The 21,370-nt window shown below is 52.4% G+C and carries 22 protein-coding genes and 1 tRNA gene; 8 read left to right on the top strand and 15 right to left on the bottom strand.

Going from position 1 to position 21,370, the window contains the following annotated elements:
* Positions 1–10: 10 nt before the first annotated feature.
* The 4 genes from K1X80_RS06025 to K1X80_RS06040 all read right to left on the bottom strand — a co-directional run bounded on the left by K1X80_RS06025 (position 11) and on the right by K1X80_RS06040 (position 2,585).
* Positions 11–490 carry a hypothetical protein gene (locus tag K1X80_RS06025; RefSeq protein ID WP_120731731.1) on the bottom strand — a complete coding sequence of 160 codons (480 nt, stop codon included), beginning with the start codon at positions 488–490 and terminating at the stop codon, positions 11–13.
* A gap of 315 nt (positions 491–805) precedes the next feature.
* Positions 806–1,177, bottom strand: coding sequence for a PH domain-containing protein (locus K1X80_RS06030; RefSeq protein WP_128593811.1), 372 nt, complete (start codon positions 1,175–1,177; stop codon positions 806–808).
* 34 nt (positions 1,178–1,211) lie between these two features.
* Positions 1,212–1,541: a hypothetical protein gene (locus K1X80_RS06035; protein ID WP_057437918.1), complete on the bottom strand. Its 330-nt coding sequence runs from the start codon at positions 1,539–1,541 to the stop codon at positions 1,212–1,214.
* Positions 1,542–1,766: 225 nt separating this feature from the next.
* Positions 1,767–2,585 (bottom strand): hypothetical protein, encoded by an 819-nt coding sequence (locus tag K1X80_RS06040; protein WP_220172717.1) that lies wholly within the window; start codon positions 2,583–2,585, stop codon positions 1,767–1,769.
* A 1,140-nt stretch (positions 2,586–3,725) separates the two neighbouring features.
* On the opposite strand from K1X80_RS06040, the gene K1X80_RS06045 reads away from it, so the two are divergent.
* The 5 genes from K1X80_RS06045 to K1X80_RS06065 all read left to right on the top strand — a co-directional run bounded on the left by K1X80_RS06045 (position 3,726) and on the right by K1X80_RS06065 (position 8,546).
* Entirely contained in the window at positions 3,726–5,075 is a 1,350-nt protein-coding gene (locus K1X80_RS06045; RefSeq protein WP_220172718.1) for an SIR2 family protein, read from the top strand.
* A 149-nt stretch (positions 5,076–5,224) separates the two neighbouring features.
* The gene (locus K1X80_RS06050; protein WP_220172719.1) at positions 5,225–6,121 is read left to right on the top strand and encodes a restriction endonuclease; all 897 of its coding nucleotides are present in this window, start codon (positions 5,225–5,227) and stop codon (positions 6,119–6,121) included.
* On the top strand, positions 6,122–6,832 hold the full coding sequence (locus K1X80_RS06055; protein ID WP_220172720.1) for a sensor histidine kinase KdpD: 711 nt from the start codon (positions 6,122–6,124) through the stop codon (positions 6,830–6,832).
* Complete coding sequence (locus K1X80_RS06060) at positions 6,829–7,251, top strand: response regulator (protein WP_220172721.1); 423 nt, start codon at positions 6,829–6,831, stop codon at positions 7,249–7,251. Before K1X80_RS06055 ends, K1X80_RS06060 begins: the two co-directional genes overlap by 4 nt.
* Before the next feature lie 449 nt (positions 7,252–7,700).
* On the top strand, positions 7,701–8,546 hold the full coding sequence (locus K1X80_RS06065; protein ID WP_220172722.1) for an HNH endonuclease: 846 nt from the start codon (positions 7,701–7,703) through the stop codon (positions 8,544–8,546).
* Here K1X80_RS06065 and K1X80_RS06070 read toward each other — a convergent pair.
* On the bottom strand, positions 8,543–9,130 hold the full coding sequence (locus K1X80_RS06070; protein WP_220172723.1) for a hypothetical protein: 588 nt from the start codon (positions 9,128–9,130) through the stop codon (positions 8,543–8,545). The genes K1X80_RS06065 and K1X80_RS06070 overlap by 4 nt on opposite strands.
* A gap of 405 nt (positions 9,131–9,535) precedes the next feature.
* Here K1X80_RS06070 and K1X80_RS06075 point away from each other — a divergent pair, with 405 nt between their 5' ends.
* Positions 9,536–10,348 (top strand): DUF2971 domain-containing protein, encoded by an 813-nt coding sequence (locus tag K1X80_RS06075; protein WP_220172724.1) that lies wholly within the window; start codon positions 9,536–9,538, stop codon positions 10,346–10,348.
* 216 nt (positions 10,349–10,564) lie between these two features.
* On the opposite strand, the gene K1X80_RS06080 is transcribed toward K1X80_RS06075, so the two are convergent.
* The 10 genes from K1X80_RS06080 to K1X80_RS06125 form a co-directional block, all read right to left on the bottom strand.
* Positions 10,565–10,774: a hypothetical protein gene (locus K1X80_RS06080; RefSeq protein WP_258571543.1), complete on the bottom strand. Its 210-nt coding sequence runs from the start codon at positions 10,772–10,774 to the stop codon at positions 10,565–10,567.
* Between the two features lie 63 nt (positions 10,775–10,837).
* Positions 10,838–11,680, bottom strand: coding sequence for a chromosome segregation protein SMC (locus tag K1X80_RS06085; RefSeq protein WP_220172725.1), 843 nt, complete (start codon positions 11,678–11,680; stop codon positions 10,838–10,840).
* Positions 11,681–11,775: 95 nt separating this feature from the next.
* Positions 11,776–14,664, bottom strand: a complete 2,889-nt coding sequence (locus K1X80_RS06090; RefSeq protein WP_220172726.1) for a DUF927 domain-containing protein — start codon at positions 14,662–14,664, stop codon at positions 11,776–11,778.
* On the bottom strand, positions 14,661–14,933 hold the full coding sequence (locus K1X80_RS06095) for a DUF3077 domain-containing protein (RefSeq protein ID WP_017734497.1): 273 nt from the start codon (positions 14,931–14,933) through the stop codon (positions 14,661–14,663). The genes K1X80_RS06090 and K1X80_RS06095 overlap by 4 nt, the downstream gene beginning before the upstream one ends.
* Complete coding sequence (locus K1X80_RS06100) at positions 14,930–15,214, bottom strand: hypothetical protein (RefSeq protein ID WP_220172727.1); 285 nt, start codon at positions 15,212–15,214, stop codon at positions 14,930–14,932. The genes K1X80_RS06095 and K1X80_RS06100 overlap by 4 nt, the downstream gene beginning before the upstream one ends.
* A 530-nt stretch (positions 15,215–15,744) precedes the next feature.
* Complete coding sequence (locus K1X80_RS06105) at positions 15,745–16,050, bottom strand: hypothetical protein (RefSeq protein ID WP_220172728.1); 306 nt, start codon at positions 16,048–16,050, stop codon at positions 15,745–15,747.
* Positions 16,047–16,301, bottom strand: a complete 255-nt coding sequence (locus tag K1X80_RS06110; protein ID WP_220172729.1) for an AlpA family transcriptional regulator — start codon at positions 16,299–16,301, stop codon at positions 16,047–16,049. Before K1X80_RS06110 ends, K1X80_RS06105 begins: the two co-directional genes overlap by 4 nt.
* Positions 16,302–16,383: 82 nt before the next feature.
* Positions 16,384–17,322: a hypothetical protein gene (locus K1X80_RS06115; protein WP_220172730.1), complete on the bottom strand. Its 939-nt coding sequence runs from the start codon at positions 17,320–17,322 to the stop codon at positions 16,384–16,386.
* Between the two features lie 246 nt (positions 17,323–17,568).
* Entirely contained in the window at positions 17,569–18,810 is a 1,242-nt protein-coding gene (locus K1X80_RS06120) for a tyrosine-type recombinase/integrase (protein ID WP_220172731.1), read from the bottom strand.
* Positions 18,811–18,975: 165 nt separating this feature from the next.
* A tRNA-Leu gene (locus tag K1X80_RS06125) sits at positions 18,976–19,060 on the bottom strand.
* Positions 19,061–19,168: 108 nt separating this feature from the next.
* On the opposite strand from K1X80_RS06125, the gene queA reads away from it, so the two are divergent.
* Positions 19,169–20,218, top strand: coding sequence for a tRNA preQ1(34) S-adenosylmethionine ribosyltransferase-isomerase QueA (queA, locus tag K1X80_RS06130; RefSeq protein ID WP_057437921.1), 1,050 nt, complete (start codon positions 19,169–19,171; stop codon positions 20,216–20,218).
* A gap of 5 nt (positions 20,219–20,223) precedes the next feature.
* On the top strand, positions 20,224–21,339 hold the full coding sequence (gene tgt / locus K1X80_RS06135; protein WP_162947783.1) for a tRNA guanosine(34) transglycosylase Tgt: 1,116 nt from the start codon (positions 20,224–20,226) through the stop codon (positions 21,337–21,339).
* Positions 21,340–21,370 lie beyond the last annotated feature (31 nt).

A 21,370-nucleotide genomic window follows, 5' to 3' on the forward strand; every position in this document is an offset into this window, starting at 1 on the left:
GTTTCTCCCATCAGGTCTTGATGATCAGTGTCGAGGCGCTACGTTGTGGGCCGATACCGCCATTCACCTGCGCCTCGATGCTGACCAGTATGTCGCCTGCATGATAGGTGGGCAGGGTTTCATTCACATACATGCGCACACCGGCGCCGACAGGGGCACCCACGTAGGGGGAGGCTATATAAGAGGTGGCGCCAGCGAAGGCCGAGGCCGCGAGGTTAGCGATCTTGGTGCGTTGGGCATTGAGAACATCGCCCTGTTGCCGGGTCAGCGGCTTGGAGATGCCGATCATCATCAGGCACGGCAGGTTCTTGGCCAGCATCTTGTCGTACACCTCGACGACCTTGCGGTTGACCTCATAGTGGGCGCTTTTCGCTTCACCAAAATGCAACTCGCCCAAGCGTCCGCGCTCGCTGTCGGTGAGGGTGATCTGCGAGACGTTGAACACGATCCCGTGATTGCCCATGTATTGGAAAGTCCCTTCGAACTTCATTGCACGCATCCTTTCGAGCCAAAGGTGGGGATTGTCTAGAAGGCGCGCGCTGGATTCAAATCATTTCACCTGCCTGGCAAGGTGCGTTGCCTGCCGTAAGGTGTTGCTGGCATCTGTGATCCGGTGAAGCGGAACAAATCGGTATGGTTGACCGAGGAAGGACCTGGAGCGCTGGGTGAGAGAGTTGCTGTAGACGGGTAGTTCGATGGTGCCGGGGTGGGCGCTATCGCAGGCAAGCCAGCTCCCACACTTGATGGCGTACAGCCGCTGAATCACACGGCTTGCGGTAAAAAGACCTTAGTTTTTACCGGCCGATCAACCCAGCATGTGTTTGGAAATCAGCCTGGAGATTTCCACCATCGAGGTCCTGCCCGTGAACTCGAACTTCACTTTGCCCAATGACGAGAAGTAGATCTCCAACTCCGAATCCAGGTCGAACGTGCCGGAGGTTTCCACCGAGTACGCGACAATGTTTTTGTACGGCAGGGACGTGAAGTCCTTCTTGCTGCCGGTGATGCCTTGCACGTTCACGGCGATGATGCGCTTGGTGGTAAACACCACACCGTCGCGCATGGCTTTGTAGGCATCTACTACCTGTTCGTCATCGAGCAGCAGGGATGCAACGCGTTCGGCGTATTCATTGTTTTGCTTGAGCTTGAAGAAGCCTTTGTTGTTGAAGTCGATCATTGGGCGGTCCTTGTCGTGGGGCAGGGAGGGTGCGTTACAAGATGGCCTTGAGGTAGTCCATAAGTGCGTCGAGCGGGGTCTTTAGTTCCTCCAGCGTCGAGGCTTGCTGGACTTCAGCCGCCAGCTTTTGCAGCTCACGGCCCATGACCGTGTTGGCACCCCCCAACGTCTCCAGGGCCAACTTCATGCATTCATCCAACTTGCGTTGGATAGTTGTCAGGTCGCCAGTGCGCACCAACAACCCAAACACCTCCCGCTCATACCCATCCATGACCAGATCGTCGCGCAGGATCGGGCTGCCATCTTCCGTCTCATGCACCAGTTTGAGGGCGAACAGAGCAACGGCTTCGAGTGTCAATTCCATGGTCCTGGTACCTCTACTGTCTGGTGCGGTGGGCGATGATCACTTTTCTACAGGCGAAAAAAAAGACCTTGAATTTCAAGGTCTTTTTTTAAGATGGTGCCCGAGGGAGACTCGTGCGTCCTATGTAGACCGTGACTTGTAGCGCGATTATATAGTTTGGGATACAGCTAGGGATACAAGCTGAAGGTTACTGCCCAGTGATCGCTCTACAATCGACAGCTTGGTTTAGGCATCAGATTGTTCAATTAAGAAGGGTGGGATATCAAGCAGTTCAGCCACAGCATCGATTTTTTTCTTCGAAAAGTTCCAGGCGCAGCTTCCATCACGTGTCTTGATCCACTTTCCACCGAGATCTTTCAGTTCATCCTTTTTGGTTTTTGTGTCACCGGTGACGATGAATGACCGGTCTGAGTATTCGTGTAGTTCAATACCGACTGATGCTGGTTGCACCTTAGGGGCGGGCGCTTTTTTGGCAACGGGTACTTTTGTAGACTCCTTCGCCGCCTTAACGACTGATGCGTCTACGACGGTCCCAACGGAGAGGCCCCTGGTGATTATCGTTAGGTGCCGTGATAGTTGGACCTTGAGTTGTTCGACAGAAGAGTACTGCTCTTGGATACCCTTATTCCGGATAGTTTTCTTGAATTGTTCAAGTCGATCCAACTGGTCCTTGTCGATCTTGCTCGGTTGAACAGGAGCGTCTGAGTAGTACAGCATCACTGGCTTGCCTTGCTTCAGAAACCACTTAATTTCTTCCACCGTGCCGCTATCTTCGACGCCGGTAGGTGAACCAAGCCGGGTCCAGAAAGCACCGATCAGCATGTCGCATGATTTCACCACCAGGTCGTTGATCACACCTTGCGGACGGTCCGCCATGCTGGGAGCGCTGTGTGATTCCCACATCACTGGTAATAGAACCTTGCCTGTGCTTTGTGAATGCAGAGCATTCCATTCATGCAGGCTCTCAGCAATTGCTTGCCTTTCACAGGGAACGTCCGATGGTGAAGCTATCAGTACGTTAAAGACGCTTGCCGAATAAGGCATTTTCCTTTCCTTGGCTATGTTTTTATTGGGGGAGCGACAAGCAACTAGGCTTCGTCTGAAACGTGTTTTACAGAAAGTCGGGGCGATACGCCACTAGGCGCAGATGTGCATCGCCGTTTGATTTTGCAGGTGGAAGGTTATCGTCTGCTCTGAACGGTGTTGACTAATCAATAAGGCTGAAAGCCGCCGGGGACCCTGAGCTATTTGAGCAAGTACGGGGCATGAAACCCGCGGGATCGTGGTAGCGGCAGCCGCACCAGCTTACTGAAATTTCAACGTTGAAATTGAAAGGATCTTGAAGAGAAAAGTACATCTTTACCGGATCTGTAACGGTCATGGGTTTCGTTCAGGATAGTGCACGATTGGCCTGGTCAACTCGGTCAACCAGTCAACTAACTTTGGAGCCCAGCCACTAACGAGATCCGGCGGGTTCTTTGCCCCGTGTCTATCCGAAATGCCCAGGGGCCCCAGCGGCTTTCCGATTCGTTGGGCAAATGCACTGGTGAACAGCAGTTCACCCGGTTCACCTGTTCACTAAGCTGGGCACCTTTCCGCTAACACGATTACGCGGGTTTCCTACCCCGTACCTTCGAGAGTGCTCCAGGGTCCCCACTATCGAACCAAAGCTAAGAGCATGACCCACCTCGCTTCGCTGAAGGAGCAATACTAATGGGGCTAGGGGATACCCTAATAAAACCGTGTTACGGGTGTTACGTGTGTTACGTAGGTCTATAAGTATATGATTTTAAATGATTTATATGGCGTTACACAGCTGTGACTGGTTTGCCGATATGTGTGTTACATGGCCAATAGGTGTTACATCAATGAATGCTCTGGGAGGTGCGATTTATGATGATTAAGGCGACTGTCATCGGACCAGAGCCCTTCGCTTATAGGGGTCGCTATCGGCCAAAAGCTGCTATCCGAATCACTAAGCTGGATGCGCCAGATTCTGCTTGCTAGGGCTCTGTAATCGTTATCAAAGAAATGAAAATCGTCGATCTTGATCAAAGCCACTAGCCACCAGAGATGGCTAGTGGCTATTCTGACATTGCTCATTGGGGGAGACTGAGATCCTTGACGAATCCCGTCACGTGACCGCCCCTCGCTCAGCAGGCACAAAAACACCAGGGAGCGCATATGAGCGATTATGATAAATATAAAGACGATGTGACGGATGATATTAAAACATGTATTGAAGCGATGGGCTGCCAGCCCATACTTTTCGTAGGGTCAGGCCTAACTAAAAGGTACCTTAACGGCCCTAACTGGGAGGAGTTACTGCACTCACTTAGTGAAATGTGTCCCGAGATCGATAAAAAATTTGCTTATTATTTGCAGCGCTATCCTAATCTTGTCGACATTGGAACCGTCTTCTCCGAAAAATTCAATGATTGGGCTTGGAGTGGCGGCGAAGATGAGTTTCCCGGTGAATTATTTGGCTCAGGCAATGAGTCCGATATTTACTTCAAACATGCAGTGTGTGAGATTTTTAAGAAATTATTAAGTGAAGCAATTATCACGGATAAAAACGAAATCGAACTGCTAAAAAAGATTCACCCTCACTCAATAATCACAACCAACTATGATTGTTTACTTGAGAGCATTTTCCCTGACTACGCTCCAATCATTGGACAGCGAATTCTCTATGCAAATCATTCAAGCATTGGTGAAATATTTAAGATACATGGATGTGCTTCGGATTCTAGGAGTGTAGTCATCACACGAGAGGACTACGATAACTTTCTGAAAAAGAAAAAGTATCTAAGCGCCAAAATGCTTGCTTTTTTTGCGGAGCATCCTCTTATTTTTGTTGGCTACAGCGCCGAAGATCCAAACATTAGAGCTATACTTTCGGATATTGATGAGATTCTTTCCGAAAATGGCGCGTTAATTCCAAATATTTACCATTTAGAGTGGTCAAGCAAGGAAGTTACCGAATATCCTAGGCGTGAACGCCTGATATCGGTATCAGAGAATAAAAGCATACGTATAAAAAGTATCGTTGCACATGACTATAGCTGGGTATACAAGGCTTTTGGCGCTAACCAAGCACTTGACAACGTCAACCCAAAGTTACTACGTGCTCTACTGGCAAGAACCTATGAGCTAGTGCGTTCTGACATTCCGAAAAACCCCATTCAAGTTGATTACACTGTACTTGCAAACGTCTCTGAGTCAGAGGGAGCATTAGCTAAACTTTACGGAATAGCTGACGCCTCTGACGGTCTAGCCTTCAACGTCAATTTCCCACACACACCATCAACTTTAGGTGTAAGTTTGGGTTTCAAAGGATGGCACGACGCGAATAAGCTGCTCGAGATTTTGAAGAACACTACTGGTGTAGATATAAAATCGTTCGACAATAAATACCATTGTGCTGTAATGAGTGGTAATGAGGTTCAGGCGCATCGATACTCTAACTTGCTGCGGCAGCTACTTGAGAAAATAAAAAACGGAGAGGAATATACTTTGGATTTGCCCGCTTAACCTTTGATGCTTAATTATCAATAAGCCTGATGCCTTAACAGCCCATTGGGAGTGACTAAAATTGGCCAGAAGCAGCTTCAGTTTCCAGAAGGCTAGAGTACTGTCATGAAGTCACCGCCAAGATCTACTAGGATTTTCAAGGAGGAACATTGAATTTATTAAGTCTTTCCCCAGAACAATTTGAAAGTATGACATTTGATATTGTTACTACGCTCGGATTGAGAAATACAGTATGGAGAACTCCTGGGAGCGATGTCGGAAGAGACATTGAAGGTGATTATTTTATTTCGGATTTATCCGGTCAGTATCAACGCCAAAAGTGGTATGTTGAATGCAAAAGATATACAGGTTCTGTTGACTGGCCTACAGTGTGGAATAAAATATCATATGCCGAAGCGCAAAGCGCTGATATGCTTTTGTTCGTAACAAGCTCTTCCCTCACGCCGCAAGCAGTTGATCAGGTTAGAGCCTGGAATGAAACACGAAAAAAACCAACTATTAGATTCTGGGGCGCAGTTGAGGTTGCTGCGAAATTAAATCTTTACCCCGAACTCGCAAGGAAGTACGGGCTGAAATCAGAGGCGGCATCTAAACTCGATATTTTTTACCCCTCCATTTTACTACTTATTAAGATATCTAATACTCTTTCGCCGGACACTGGGCCGATACCTGAAATAAAACTATGGCTGGCTCATTCTATCAGCGAACTGGTATCGACTAGGATGTCAGATGTAAAAGTTTCAGATGAGTTTTATTTTCGAACTCACAAAACTGAAGATCAATTCGAATGGATAGATTATTCAGGGTTATGTGTCAAACATTATGATCGATTCTCTATTAGAGCGCTATTTGCATACTTAGTATTTATTTTTAAGACGGCACCAGTAATCACGCAAGACCAAGAACTTAACTTGGCAATTGAATTGCCGAGAACTTTAATTGAGTCGGAAGAAAATCACATCCAAGCGCTTTCAGGCCTGTCAAATTTTAGCGCTCAACTGGGGGCTGAAAATATTAGCTTATCTATAATTAAAAGGGCCGTATAAATGGATAACAAAGAAACCTTATTCCTCATTCAAAATATTACTCACCAAGCAATAAATCCAATGAGTGGCGTGATTGGAACACTCGACAATTTAATAAATGACGTAATTCCAGAGCATAAAAAGGCTCAGCGATTAGCACGCGCTAGGGCACAACTAGAATATACGGTTTCGCTGATAAGAAACCTTTCATATTTTGCAGAGTACGCATCGGGAAATACTGAGTCAATTTCGAACTCCTCCATCAAAACCACTGTCATACCACAGGCCATTATCGAATCTGCGCAGTTCTTTCAAGAACAAGGGACGAGTAGTAGGGTAAAGGTAGAGTTAGAGGATAGAAACACTCAAAACTGCGTAAAGGGTGATCCGAATTTACTTAAACAGGTCTTCATGAATCTCATCGATAATGGAGTTAAATATGGCAAAGCCGGCTCGACTTTGACAATAAAAAATTGGATACAGAAAAAAACTAACAACCTGATCATAATATTTGAAGGACAAAGCGAGGCATTTTCTAACGAAGACGATATTTTCGCAATCGGATATCGAGCAAAACGTGCAAAAGAAAGAACATCTTCCGGGTCCGGCCTAGGGCTTCATATTTGTAAGCTAATCGTCGAGAATGCATTTCAGGGGACGATTGACGGGAGTCATTCATCTTCTGGAGTTACGAAATTTGAAATCAGAATACCAAATGGGTTTTTAAAATGAGCGCAAAAATTCTAATTCTTGATGATGAACCTATGTTTTTGGATTGGCTAGAGGACTATGTCGAGTCACTAGGTTTCAGCGTGGATTTTTCAACCTCGATAGATGATGCAAATAAAAAGCTAGTGGGCGCCAGCGTAGATGACTATGCAGCACTGATTTTTGATCTCAATGTGCCCGCCTCTTCTGAGTTTGAAAGCGTATTGGAGCAAAAGGGGAAACTATTTCAAGAATTCAGAGGCCTCTTTATAGCGCAGCAAGCTCGAACGAAAGGGATTAACGGTAATAAAATAATAGTCTATTCAGTTCACGACAAGCCAGAAGTCGAAGAGATGTGTCAAAGATTAAATGTTTCATATATACCTAAAGGTCGAGCAAAAGCGTTAAAAGATAAGCTTGCCTCAATATTAACGAGAGCATGAATAGACGCGGACGAAAATGTTTTTATTGCTCTGAGGTCGCAAATTTTAATACACCTGAGCCGGTCGCATGACGGATAGGGGGTGAGAGGACTTACGGTTCGTAATCCAGTAAGCCGACCACTTTCAGACTACCTGCGCTTCCACGCCGGCAATGGTGATGCGATTCTCTTCAGTTGGCTCGCAGCCCCCAAGAATCGCCCCAAGGTTTGGTAATTTCCGGAGTGACAAATTTTGGACGAAAGCACACTTCTGCGACCGTCTTCTTTTGGCCGAAAGCGGACATTCGCGTGCGTGTTGATTTGGGGCTGCCCTATAGCGCGCTCTGAAAACTGACACCTAGCGACACTTGTTGAGGGGGCTCTCCGGTCTATCTATCGGCTATGGCGTAGGATAAAACCTGTCCATACATTGGTTGTTTATCTTCAGCGTTGTCTGAGTAGGGAGTGGTAATGGAACTCGTGGTAAACGAGGAGCAGGTTTTAAAGAATCTTGATGTCCTGGATCGTACAAGGCGTCTTGCAGGCGGGGATGGGGACATCTGTCGTGACCTGATCAAAAATGGAAAATGCTACCTTCCCTACCTCACCGGGGCGGGCATCGCTTTCGCCCCATCAAGGTTTATTGGTTATGTAGGAAATGAAATCCAGGCACATGGCAGTAACCAGGATAAGCACGGTAGTCGCACCAATGATGCCCTGAGCCGGATTTATGGGTCTCCGCCGGCCCCGAATGAGATTTTGCAACTGGCTTTTGAGAAATTTTGCTTTTCAACCGGCGTTACACCTAATCGTGACGGAGGTTATGGCGCGCCGCGAAAATTCTGGATCACGGACGAAGTTTCCGATGTGATCATCAAGGACCAAGAGGAGCAGGTGACGGCGGACGCGAAGCTAACTGAAACGCAAAAGCGCCAGGTCATATTGGCTCGGATCGGCCAGGGGGCTTTTCGTAAGAAACTGATCGAACACTGGGGAGCATGCGCGGCCACTGGATGTTCACAGATCGACATTCTCAAGGCTTCACACATCAAGCCTTGGAGCGAGTCCAGCAACGCTGAACGGCTCGATGTGTTTAATGGCCTGCTTCTCAGTCCCGCCCTCGATGCCTTGTTTGATAAGGGATATGTTTCGTTCGACGAGGGAGGAAGGATTCTGATTTCTCCTCACGTCTCTGACCACGACAGGCAGATCCTGAATTGCTCGGCAGAGCTGAAAGTGAAGCTGTCACCAAGGCACCATGAATACCTCGCCTGGCACCGAGGCAACCTGTTTGGCCGGAGTAAGGTTCGCTTTTAGGTGTGATCGAACAGCTTCGCGTATTCGCACCACAGCTTTGAAAAGTTGTCCCAATCTGTGGTGTCGCTGGATGCTCTGAACTGTAGGGTGTCGGGTGGCCCCATTAATATGGGTTTGGTGAGTACGCTACTCTCAAGGCTGTAATGGCTCAAAAGCTTTTCGTCCGTCGGATTGCGTGGCGTAGGGTAGCGACCGGCCCAAACGACCGAAGCTTCGTAGAAGTCGAGTAGCTGTTTACGCTCATCATCGAGGCTCAGGCCGAGCGCCTGATGGAGTTTGTGCAAAAAGTGAATTTCAACCTGTCTCTGCGGCGTAACTCGCTGAACAAGAACAGCTTTCATGATCAGTTCTAGAGAGAGTCCGCAGAGCATGTGATACGCCGGCCAGCACGCCACTTTCATGCTGTACCCGCTGCCGTAACCAAGCTCCTGTGCGATTGACGCGTCTTGAGGCCCCATCGAGTGCCAGAGTGCACCCGCTGACGCTTTCAAGTCTGCGGCACGATTAAACCAATGATTTGGGTGGCTTCTGTGCTCAACCAGAGAGGGACGGCTCGCAAGCCAGCCTGCATATTCGTCATCCATGCTTCTCGACCTCAGTCCCTTATCAGTTAGAGTGGGCAATTGCATTCCACTTTACCAGCTGTTTGCATCGAATTTGACCAGCGCAATGGGAGCGCCTTGACCGACAACCGTCGACGCCAAAGCGTTCGACTAGCACCCGCATGCAGCAACCCACCGCACGATCACCTATTAATGTTAGGTGGCGATGATCAAAGCATTCTTGTGGTGGTAGGACCTGCTTAAATGAACCTAATGGCACTATCCAGTGATGGCGTTTTGCCTATAATAGCCTAAAGCACAAACCCAGCAAGTAAAATTACACACCAGCGAAATTTGCCAGCTAAATAATTACAGGCAGCCAAGACAATATTTTTCAGAGTTATAATTTAAATGATCCTATATCATTATACAGACCAAAATGGATTTATGGGTATTTTCCAGCAGAGAGAGCTATGGGCAACCAAGATTCAATTTCTCAATGACTCCAATGAACATAAGCTAGCATTGGATCTTGCAGCGAAACTTTTAGAAAGTTACGCAAAAAAATCACAAGGCCGAAATGTAAAGGGACGGCTAAATCACTACAAAGACAGTATAGTTCACATTAAAGATAGGAATGTATGTGTTTGCTCCCTAACTGAAAATGGAGACTTACTTAGCCAGTGGAGAGGGTACTCGCAGAGCCATGGTGGATACTCTATCGGCTTGAATTATCATGCGCTGGAGCCCTACATAAGATTGCAGGGATTTAAATTGGTGCAGTGCATATACAACAAGGAAGAGCAGGTAAGCGTTGTCTCTAAGATGATTGAAGCGCTGATTGAGGAGTTTAAAGACGAGCCCGAGCCTGAGTATGGGTTCGACATTAGCTATGAAAGCACGTCGACTTTTCTTGACCGACTATCAGAGATCGCCCCCGTGTTAAAGGATCCGAGCTTCGAAGAGGAGGCTGAATGGCGAATTATTGTGACCGCAAGCTTTAGAGAATTAAGTTTTCGTGCTGGAAAGTCAATGCTTACTCCTTTTTATAAAGTTAGCCTGCGAAGTAGTGATGATGACAAATTTAATTTTCTACCACTTGTCCAGGAAATTGTTGTTGGTCACACTCCTCACCCCGAGCTTGCAGTACTGGCCACAGAGGCCTTCCTTATTAATATGTTTCCTCCTAGATTGCTAGACGGAGATTACTCGACACCAATCGAAGTGCGGAAAACCTCCATTCCTTTTCGAAACTGGTGAAAGATTATTCTTCGTAATGGAGTTACCTCACTTCCCCCTTCTGAGGGACAAGTGGTGGGGTTGGCAGCATTTGAGAGCGAAAATTTTATTGTCGCTTCTGGCCGAAAGCGTTCATAGGCCCACAGCCGCCACAGATCAGAAGCCGAAAAATCTGAAGCCTTGCTTGTAATGGGAGGATCTAGCGAAGCGGAAGCTGCCTAAGCTTCCGCGTCTTCATCAACCGCTCTTTCTTTTGAGCTGGAGGTCAATAAAATCAAGCTCTGCCTTGATTGCATCAATCGTGAGCGTCTCGACTTTAGTGTCTTTGTTTGCGCTCGCATTCAGCTTTTTCATGCCAGCCAGGACGACAATTATCCCGTTCAAATGAAGCTTTCGGGCCTTCAGGTAATCAGGCATCTGTGCGCTATTCTGTGGTGGTTTGTTCATGATTGGACCGATGGTAGGCCCGAAGCAACCAGCCCTCGCCAGTTGCTTCGGGGTAGGTTTGGGTTAGGCGGCCAGCAGGTCAAGCAGGCTGTGTTGGTGTGAGCGATCCACGAGTTCGCGCCAGGTCCAGCTTCCAAAGTGCTCGCCCTGTTCAGGGATATCCAGCTTCATCAGTGCCACCGGGTCACGACTAATCAGGTTGCGTGCTGCCCACAGCTTGCCGCCTGTCTCTAGCAGTGTTTTCGCGGCCTCATTCCATTGTTCTTCTAACACTGTGTTCGCCAGATGAGCCGCTTGGTTTTCGATCTTGGCGCGTTCTTTTTGTGCCTCTGTGATGTGCTGATCAATCGTCACGAGCTCCTGCTCCAGCGCGGTGATGAGTAGTTGTTGGCGGCGGTGATGCTCAACCGCAACTGCGAGGGCTTTTGCTGCTTTTTGAGCTTCTGCGTTAGCCGCTTTCTCGCCCTCCACATCGCCCCAGGCGACAGCCTGCGCATAAGCGGTGGCTGCGTCCGTTTCAGCTTGTCGAGCCTTTGCCATGTCTTCCTGATCGCTCTGGCGGACCTGCTGCAACCGTGTCTCAATGCTGTTGCGCTTTTCGTTGAGCTCCATCTCGTCGGCTTTCCAAGTCGCCATCGCGCTGATGTAGCCCGCAGCCAAGCTCTCACGGTTCGCCAGTGCTTCACGGCGATCAATTTTTTGATTCAGGATGTGGATCTCAAGATTTCGTGAGTCGATGCGTCTTTTGTGATCGTTGATTTCATCCTGGACGGCCCTTTGACGGCCCTCCTGGATAACCTCGGGACTTTCCAATGCCGCCTCAAAGGGCGCCAGGTCGTGCTGAATGCTCTCCATTTCTAGGGTCAGTTCGTCGCGGCGGTCTTTCAGTTCTTGGATAGTGTTCATCTGTACTGTCTCTGTGCATTACGATTGATAAGGATGGTTGAACGGCTGGCGAGGCCGGAAATGAGCCGGCGCTACCTCGATCAGCAGGCATGCCGTCAGGCGGCCTTGGCCTCGCCTTCATCCGTTCCTGGTACGGTCTTCACCACGTAGCAGCGTTGAGGCCCTAACCCCGGCAGGCGAATCAAGCTGTACGCCTTTCCGTCGCTTCCCGGCTCGAGCACGCCCCGTTGCAGCAGCTCCTTGTTCACCGCACTGATATTCATGCCCTTGAAGATCTCGGCCCTCCAGGCTTCAGGCAGCACGTAGTAGGTGTTGGTGGTGTGCAGGGCGTCGCCCATGCCGTGTTCCATCGTCTTGCGAAAGCCCAACCGATCAATCGTGCGTGGGCCGTGTTCATCGATCTTGGCGGCGGCTGACTCCCAGCGGGTAAAGCGGCTTTCACCAAATCGCTCAATGACCTGGCGTAAGCGCGCCAAAATTGCATCGCTCTCGAAGTTACCGGCACCGCCACGCTCGGCCAGCCACGCATGCAGGCACACGCGTGCAGCGGTTGTAGCTGTGCCATCAGGCCAGCCAGTGACGCCAAAGGCGGTGGCCAACTCTCCGGCCGCTGCTGCGAGGCCGAAGCGAAGGGCGGCACGTTGTGCTTGTCCACTGGCAGAGGCGGGCAGGTTTTGGGTGATGAACTGCTCCACCGTGCGGCGCACGATCACCGACCATCTGAGCATTTCTCCAGGCGCGCACAGTGCGTGCAGGAAGGCGGTGAGGGGTGTGCCGTAGTATTTGGCTACGCGAGCTTTGAGTGCGTCGGATAGGGCGGCCGCATCCTCAAAGCCGTTCAGTACGTCGAACATACCTAGCCCTTTGCTGGCATCCGCAGGCACGGCGAGCATGCGGACTTCCATACCCGCTTTTAGCTCTTTGTTGGCATCCGCCATGTGCTGCGCCAACGTCTTCTCGCCCGTTGAGAGAAACAGCAAGCGCCATTCCTGCACCTGTCGGCCCGCTTGTCCTCGATCATTTGCCCGGGCCTTGCCGGTGCCATTACCAAGCATGTAGACCGTCTCGCCAATAATGCGTGGGTCACACATGCCGATTTCATCCAGCACCAGGAGGCCGTCTGAATGTGCGGCGGCGATGGATTCCAGGGCGTTGTCTGTTGAACGCCATGAACGCACCACACGCGGCCCGCCATAAACCGAGGCCGCTACCTGCAAGTGGGTGGTCTTGCCCCCGGAACTGTCGCCATACAGGTGGAAGCCGCCCGACTCATGCCCTAGCAGGTTCAATAGAGGACCTGCAAACGCCACAGAGACGACAAACGCTAGGCGGTGGTTGCCAACACACAGCGCGCCAATTTGTTGCTGCCATTGCTCCAGAGAGCCCGCCTCGTTGATCGGTGGTAATTGCGCCCCGGCTTCATAAAAATGCAGGTGTTCGGCGTGCGACCCGATTTGCTGTTCGGGCAAAAGGAAGGCGTTGTCGTGCCAGCCCAAGCGCGTCACCAATCGTGCACGCTGGGCGCTGTCGAAGCCGCCGAGGTAACTCTGTAGGTCGTTGCGTGCATTGCGCCCCGACCGACTCCCGGCAAGGCGTAGGCCCATGTCTACCAGTGGGCCGAGTACATCCTTGCCGAAGTCGCCGGTCATCGTTCGGGCCGGAATGTTCCAGCGCTTTTTGGCGCCGTCCGGGTCGTCGAATTCGACCAATAAGCCCCAGTTGTGGCCCTTGTCGTCGCGAGTGCGAGCGATGATTTCGAGAGGAGAGCACACGGGGCGCGCCTCGCCATCGTCGCCGGAATAAAACACCCCCTCAGGCGTCAGGCGAAAGCCGCCCGGCAACAGGTCATTTCTCGATTTCGCAGGACGTTTGGCGGGTGACTTTGCCTTCGGTTGTTGAGGCTCAGTAGTCTCACCGGCATTGCCGAAAAACTCGCCGTTGCGCACCAGCTCGGCCACGTGGCCAGCGGTCCAACCTTTGGTTAAGGCATCTGCGGCATCATCGCCGTCTTCCCATGTTCCGCCTTTAACGAGTGTCGGTTTCCCGCCCTTGGTACTGGGCTTGAGCTTGAACACGTCGAGCGAGATTCGTTGCACTGAAGCGGCGCCCAGCTCAGTCAGCTTGAGCTCGATGGAGTCCATGCAGGTCTTGCCGCTGGCATCGTTATCCGGCCACAGCACCGCCGTGCGCCCTTTGAGCGGCGTCAGGTCGGCCTTGTGCCAAGAGTTGGAGCCGTTCGGCCAGCACGTGGCTATGTGGTCGGGCATCAGTACGGCGGCGGCGTCAGCAGCCTTCTCGCCTTCACACAGCACCACAGGTGCATTCGCCTGCTTTGCCAGCTCATCCAGGCGCAGCAGTGGCCGAGGCTCCGGCAAGCCTTGCCAGCGCCATTGTGTGGTTTGGCCATCGGAACGCTTGCACCAGGTCAACGGCGCAAAGACTTTTCGCGGTTTGCCGTCTTCATCGGGGCCCAGGTCGAAGCGATACAGCGCCATGACCGGGTGACCCTGAACATCGCGATAGATCCACACCTTGGATGGGGCGCCATGTTGCCGGTGTTTGGTAGGGCACTTGTTCATGGCCTCGGCTGGGATCGGCTGAATTGCGATCCACTCCGGTGTTGCGCTTTTGGCCGGTGCGCCTTTGGTGGTCGCAGATCCAGCGGAAACACTGAGCAGATCCGCCAGTTTTTTGCAGGCCTCAACATCGGTGCCGCCGTCGATATAGCGCACCAGATCGATCAGGTCGCCGCCTTTATCGCCGGTGGCAAAATCCGCCCAGGTGCCCTTGCCCAAATTGACCTTGAGTGAGCCTGCTCGTTTATCGGGGCGTGTGGGGTTCGGTGCGGTGTATTCCTTGCCGCCGTCGACGCGTTTGCCGTTCGGCAGCCAGTGAGTAAGGACGCGGTCGATGTTCTTCAGGGCAGCGCTTTTTACGTCGGCAAAACTAGGACGTTTTGAGGTGTTGCCGGTGCGCTGAGTCATGGTGCGGTCCTCGACTCAAGCAGTGCCTCGTTCACGTCGTCGATCAGTGCCTTGGCCATCTCGCCGAGGTAGAACGCAGGCCAACTAAATCGCTCGCCCGCATCGCTGATGGCGGCATCGAGGATCAGTTGGTTTGCGTGGTGCAGAATCTGAGAGACGGCTTCAAGTGCATCCTCCAGCGGTATACCGGCATTCACCCGAAACAGGTTTTGGCCGTTACCGTTGGCAGGGGAAAACTCGGAGCGTCCAAGCGTGTTGGAGTGGGTCACAGCGCACCGCCTTTCTGGCCCATCGGCACAGATGAGGCATCACCGTACATGGTGAGTGTTTTGATCAACCCCAAGGTGCCACGCACGTCCCAAATAACGGACGACAGCACGTGGTTGGAGAGCAGGGGTTTATCCCCGTCTAAGTGGTCTTCCAGCAGCATGAGAACGGAGTCGGCACGGTCGAGCGCGCAGGTGATGGCGTCGATAGGCAGGCCGGCTTCGGCGTCTCGGCTGACGCAGAGGAGATCCTCGGGTAGTGCAAAGCCTGGGAACATGCTCATTGGGCACCCCCTGCGGCTTCCAGAGCCCGCGCTTTGGACATATGGGCGTTGTAACGGGAGAGGCGTGTAGCGAGGCTGGAGTTGGCGTGTAAAGCGGCGAGAGCCATTGCTCGATGAGCAGCGGCGCGAATTTTGGACGGATTAAGGGCGTGCATGTGGTGAGCTCCTACTTTCAGACTGGAGCCGCCACCGTCCTTCCTACGGGATTGGGTGGCAGCTGTGCACGGGGTAGGAATACCGGGATAGTAGGCACCCGGCCAGGCCGAAGCCTGCCCGCACACAGCCGCCATAACACGTAACTGCGGACGAAAAAAAACGCCGGCAGTTGTGATCTGGGCGCTGATGCGCCTACTAATTCTCGGGTTCCTACGCCCGGTCGCTGAATTTGCAGCGACGCGCAGAGAGTAGCGTCCGTTTTTTGAAAGTGCAACTGTGCTGAATGCTTGCGGATTTTTTCGATGCAACATAAATTGCTTAGGCATACAGATTTACCTCAACGCCTCCGGTTGCCCCCCGGGGGCGTTTTCATTTCAGGCATGGGCTTCCCAACGCAAGGACAGGAGGGGCAGGAAGTTGGCTTCGAGGCAAGATCGTGCATCTTCGTAGGCGTCGACTTGTTGGCCTTCGTCGACGATGATTGCTTGCGGGGCTTGGCAAGGAACGGATAATGCGCACCAGATGCCGTCTGCCCATCGCATCACCATCACGTCCCGGTTCAGGCGTTTTTGCTCTGTGCGGTAACGTTCAAAACGCTGCATACCGCGTGATGAGAATCCGACTGTTCTGAGTACAGAAAAAGGCTGCAAAATGGCGTTGTTAGCGACACGACTTTTCATGCTGCCGCCTGATCGCGGGCAGCGATGCGTGCCCGTGTCCATGCCTGAACTTCCCCCAATACCCACGCAACCGGAGCACTTCGTGCATTGCTGTTACTCAGCTTTACCGGCAACGGGAATCCGCTTTCAGGTTGACGCATCAGCTTGTAGATAGTCGGGCGTGCGAGCCCTACGATTGAAATGACCTCAGGCATGCGGATGAGGGTCATGGAGGGATCATGCGAGGGAATTGCTTTTAATACGGTAGTCATAGCGAGCTAACCCTTTGTTAATTGAGACAACGGGTCATACGCTACGCAGGGGAGGGGGAGTGGACTGTGTCCGCTCCCTTTTTTATTTCAGAGGTCTAAGGCCCAGAGCGACTAAGTGCTCTCGAATGGTTTTTTTCGTGCCGTTGCCGGCTTGGTCGAAAAGTAGATTGGTCAGTTCAGCATCGGACAGACTTCGTTTTTCACTTTTCCGGCCGTTAATGATTTGCTCTGCGGCTGCCTTAATTTTTGCCTGCCTATCCGTAGCGGAGGTCTGTATCGCTGAGTTGGGATTGCGGTTCCCATTACCTGCTTCCTGGCCCCTTCTCGTCGCCTTTGTCGAAAAAGCGTCGTCGAGAATTCGATGCATCAGGCTTGATGTGTTGAAGCCTTTTTTAAACACATCCATCTGCTCCACTTGGCGATAAAGACTCGCCATCAACAACGCCTGGTTCGCCTCTCCTAGCAAAGTAGCGAAGTCTTCTCGTGCTCGGATTTCGTTTCCGCTACTGCGGTCCCGCTCTTTTTCAATCAGGGCAAGGTACTGGCGTGGTGAGTCATGTTTCAGCTGTTCTATGAGATCCGCATCAATGTCGTAGGTCGCAAGCTCAAGGTCGAATAGCCAATTTGCAAGCTTCTCCACGGCCTGAGTTCCCAGTACCAAGGCAAAGGTGGCTACAAGCTGTGAGTCTGCTGCGGAATTACTGACTCCAAGAAGCCGTCGAATGACACTGGGCAATGAGCCTGCTTCTGCATAACTGGCATGTTCGCTAATGGCATCGCGAAGTCGATAAAGAGTTCTTGTTACAGACTCTGCGCACGGAGCGTAGGAGCCGTCCTCAAGCCAGAACGATGTAGCGGTGCTGATCAGATCGAAGGCATCTTTGAAATGTTCGTTGAACTGCGGAAACAGCATAAGATTGCGAACGGCAATCTCGACGTCGTCCTGATCCCACACCAGGCACGTTACGTCGACTCCTGCAATTTCGAGTTCCTCTGCATCGATGCCTCGCTCAATGTCCATTTAGGTCTCCCCGACGCCCCGAGACCAGTGGGCTAACGCAGCGATTTGCGGATAAAAACGCCGATGCCAGCAGGGTCACGGGTGTGGTCGTTCTGTAACACGACCCCTCCATGTAACACGTGCTGCTCAGAAGTTTTTCAGTGCGTGTAACGCCTAATATATTCAATAAAAACATAAGGTTATCGAGATGTGTAACGCGCGTAACACCCGTAACACCATTTTTGAAGGGGTATAGGGTTAACGGCTTCACACGGCCTTCCCAAATTGACCTTGCACTACATTTCCGGCCACTAGGGAATCAAGATGATCGGCGTACCATTGCATCATGTTTACACGTTGCTCAAAGTATTGTGCCTTGTTGTATACCCCCGAGATGCCTTCCTCTTTGTGAGCCAACTGCGCTTCAACATGTTCCTTCGGCCAGCCATGCTCTCTAAGTAACGTGCTCGCGGTGTGTCGAGTGCCGTGGCCTACGAGACGACCTTTGTAGCCGATGGTTGCGAAGACTTTGTTGATCGTGTTTTCGCTGATGGTTGGGTTCTTCGCTCCTACACCGGGGAAAAGCCAACGACTCCGCCCCGTTAAGTTGTGCAGATCCCTCAAAGCTGTAACTGCTTGATGGGGAAGGGGGCATACAAAATCCCGGCGCATCTTCATCTTGGCAGCAGGCGTCGTCCAAACCGCCTTCTCAAGGTCAAACTCTTTCCATTCAGCCAAGCGGACCATGCCTGGGCGGGATGCCGTCCAGATACAAAGCCATGCGGCGGTGCGTGCCGTAAGTCTGCTCGGAGTGTTTTTGAGTGCTTGAAGGAACTCAGCCAGTTCAGGCTCCAGCAAGTGTGGATGCTGCTGAGTCTTAGGTGCCTGGGCGGCAATATCGCGAAGTCGGCTACCTGGATCGTTTTCGGTGAGTCCTAAACCAATGGCTCGGCCGAAGATTTGGTTTATCCAGGTACGGCACTTTTCCGCCACATTGTGAGCGTCTCTAGCTTCCAAGGATGCCTGGAGATCTGCGCAGTCGGTCCGGGTGATTTCGTCGAGGGGCTTATCTCCCAATGCCGGGAGTATGTCCTTGTCGAGGTAGGTGCGGATTTTGTTGATGGTGGAGGGGGCCAAGCCCTTTTCTTCTTTGGCCTTGAGCCAGGCTTCAGCAGCGGCTCGAAAGGTTCGAGCTTTGGCCGCATCGATTGCAGCTTTAGCGGATCGTTTCTGCTCAAGGGGATCGGCGCCGCTACTCACTACTTTGCGTAGATCGGCAGCTTTGTCTCTTGCCAGCGCACCACTGACCTCTGGGTAACCCCCGAGCCCCATCCAAGCCCAATTGCCCGCCGGACGTTTGTAGCGTAGCTGCCAGGATTTACCACCATCTGGTTTGACCCTGAAGTAGAGGCCGTTTCCGTCTAGCTCCCGGTATTCCTTTGACTCCGGCTCCAGCCCTGCAAGCGTTGTGTCTGCGAGAGGGCGGCGCTTGATATCTGCGCGCTTCATCCTTGTATCCCAAAGTTCGGTATTTTTCTCAGGATACAAGCAGGGATACAGGGATACAACGGATAAGGGGATACAGAGGTAGATAGCCAGACACAAAAAAACCGGCTCAAATGGCCGGTTTCTCTGGTGCTGAGAGTCTGGTAGAGACTTTCAGATACTGCTATATGGTGCCCCGAGGGAGACTCGAACTCCCACTCCTTTCGAAAACGGATTTTGAATCCGCCGCGTCTACCAATTCCGCCATCAGGGCTCAATGGCGGCGAAGTATAGAGAGGTGATTACCGTTGGTCAATCACGTTTCATGGTCTATTTTCACTATTTCCGCTAGACTTCCCGGCCCTGCTAGACGAACCCCATCATGCGCGTTGCTGACTTTACTTTTGAACTCCCGGATTCGCTGATCGCCCGCCACCCTTTGGCCGAGCGTCGCGCCAGCCGACTGTTGACCCTGGACGGGGTCAGCGGTGCCCTTGCACACCGTCAATTCACTGATTTGCTTGAGCATTTGCGCCCAGGCGATTTGATGGTCTTCAACAATACCCGGGTGATTCCGGCGCGGCTGTTTGGCCAGAAAGCTTCCGGCGGCAAGCTGGAAATTCTCGTCGAGCGGGTGCTGGACAGCCATCGTGTGCTGGCCCATGTGCGCTCCAGCAAGTCGCCGAAACCGGGGTCGAGCATTCTGATTGATGGCGGTGGCGAGGCCGAGATGGTCGCGCGCCATGACGCGCTGTTCGAGCTCAAGTTTGCCGAGGAAGTGTTGCCGCTGCTGGAGCGTGTCGGCCATATGCCGTTGCCTCCTTATATAGACCGTCCCGATGAAGACTCGGACCGCGAGCGCTATCAGACGGTTTACTCCGAACGCCTCGGCGCCGTCGCCGCGCCGACGGCCGGGTTGCATTTTGACCAGCCGCTGCTGGATGCGATTGCCGCCAAGGGTGTCGAGACTGCCTATGTGACCCTGCACGTGGGGGCCGGGACGTTTCAGCCGGTGCGTGTGGAGAACATCGAAGATCACCATATGCACAGCGAATGGCTGGAAGTCAGCCAGGCCGTGGTGGACGCGGTCAACGCCTGCAAGGCGCGCGGTGGGCGGGTGGTCGCAGTGGGCACCACCAGCGTGCGCTCCCTGGAGAGCGCGGCGCGCGATGGCGTGCTCAAGCCGTTCAGTGGCGACACCGACATCTTTATCTACCCAGGCCGGCCGTTTCATGTGGTCGACTGCCTGGTCACCAACTTCCATTTGCCGGAATCCACGCTGTTGATGCTGGTGTCGGCCTTCGCGGGTTATCCCGAAACAATGGCCGCGTATAACGCAGCCATTGACAATGGATACCGCTTTTTCAGCTACGGTGATGCGATGTTTATCACCCGTAATCCGGCGCCGCGCGGCCCAGAGGAACAACTATGAGTCGTATGTCGTTTGAATTATTGGCCACCGACGGCAAGGCCCGTCGCGGCCGCCTGACCTTCCCTCGCGGTACCGTGGAGACCCCGGCGTTCATGCCGGTCGGCACCTACGGCACGGTCAAAGGCATGCTGCCGCGTGACATCGTCGCCACCGGCGCCGAGATCATCCTTGGCAACACCTTCCACCTGTGGCTGCGCCCGGGCACGGAAGTGATCAAGAAGCACGGCGACCTGCATGACTTCATGAAGTGGCAAGGCCCGATCCTGACTGACTCCGGTGGTTTTCAGGTGTTCAGCCTGGGCGCCATGCGCAAGATCAAGGAGGAGGGCGTGACCTTCGCCTCGCCGGTGGACGGTTCCAAGGTGTTCATGGGCCCGGAAGAGTCGATGCAGGTCCAGCGCGACCTGGGCTCCGACATTGTGATGATTTTTGACGAGTGCACGCCGTACCCGGCCGATGAAGACGTGGCGCGGATCTCCATGGAGCTGTCGTTGCGCTGGGCCCAGCGCTCGAAGAATGCCCACGGCGAAAACACGGCGGCGTTGTTTGGTATCGTTCAGGGCGGTATGCACGAAAGCCTGCGCAAGCGCTCGCTGGAAGGCCTGGACAAGATCGGCTTTGATGGCCTGGCCATTGGCGGTCTGTCGGTGGGCGAGCCCAAGCATGAAATGATCAAGGTGCTGGACTACCTGCCAGGCCTGATGCCTTCTGACAAACCTCGTTACCTTATGGGCGTTGGCAAACCAGAAGATCTCGTAGAGGGTGTGCGCCGCGGTGTGGACATGTTCGATTGCGTGATGCCAACCCGTAATGCCCGCAATGGGCATCTGTTCATTGATACAGGCGTGCTGAAGATCCGTAACGCGTTCCATCGCCATGATGATTCGCCGCTGGATCCCACCTGTGATTGCTACACCTGCCAGAACTTCTCCCGTGCTTATCTGCACCATCTGGACAAATGCGGGGAAATGCTGGGTAGCATGTTGAATACCATCCACAATTTGCGTCACTACCAAGTCCTGATGGCTGGTTTGCGCGAGGCTATTCAACAGGGTACATTGGCCGCCTTTGTCGATGCCTTCTATGCCAAGCGCGGGCTGCCCGTGCCGCCCTTGGACTGAGTTTCCCGACCCTAAGATTCACTATTTGCAA

Origin of the sequence: Pseudomonas sp. So3.2b, from assembly GCF_019464415.1 — a bacterium.
Lineage (GTDB): Bacteria > Pseudomonadota > Gammaproteobacteria > Pseudomonadales > Pseudomonadaceae > Aquipseudomonas > Aquipseudomonas shahriarae.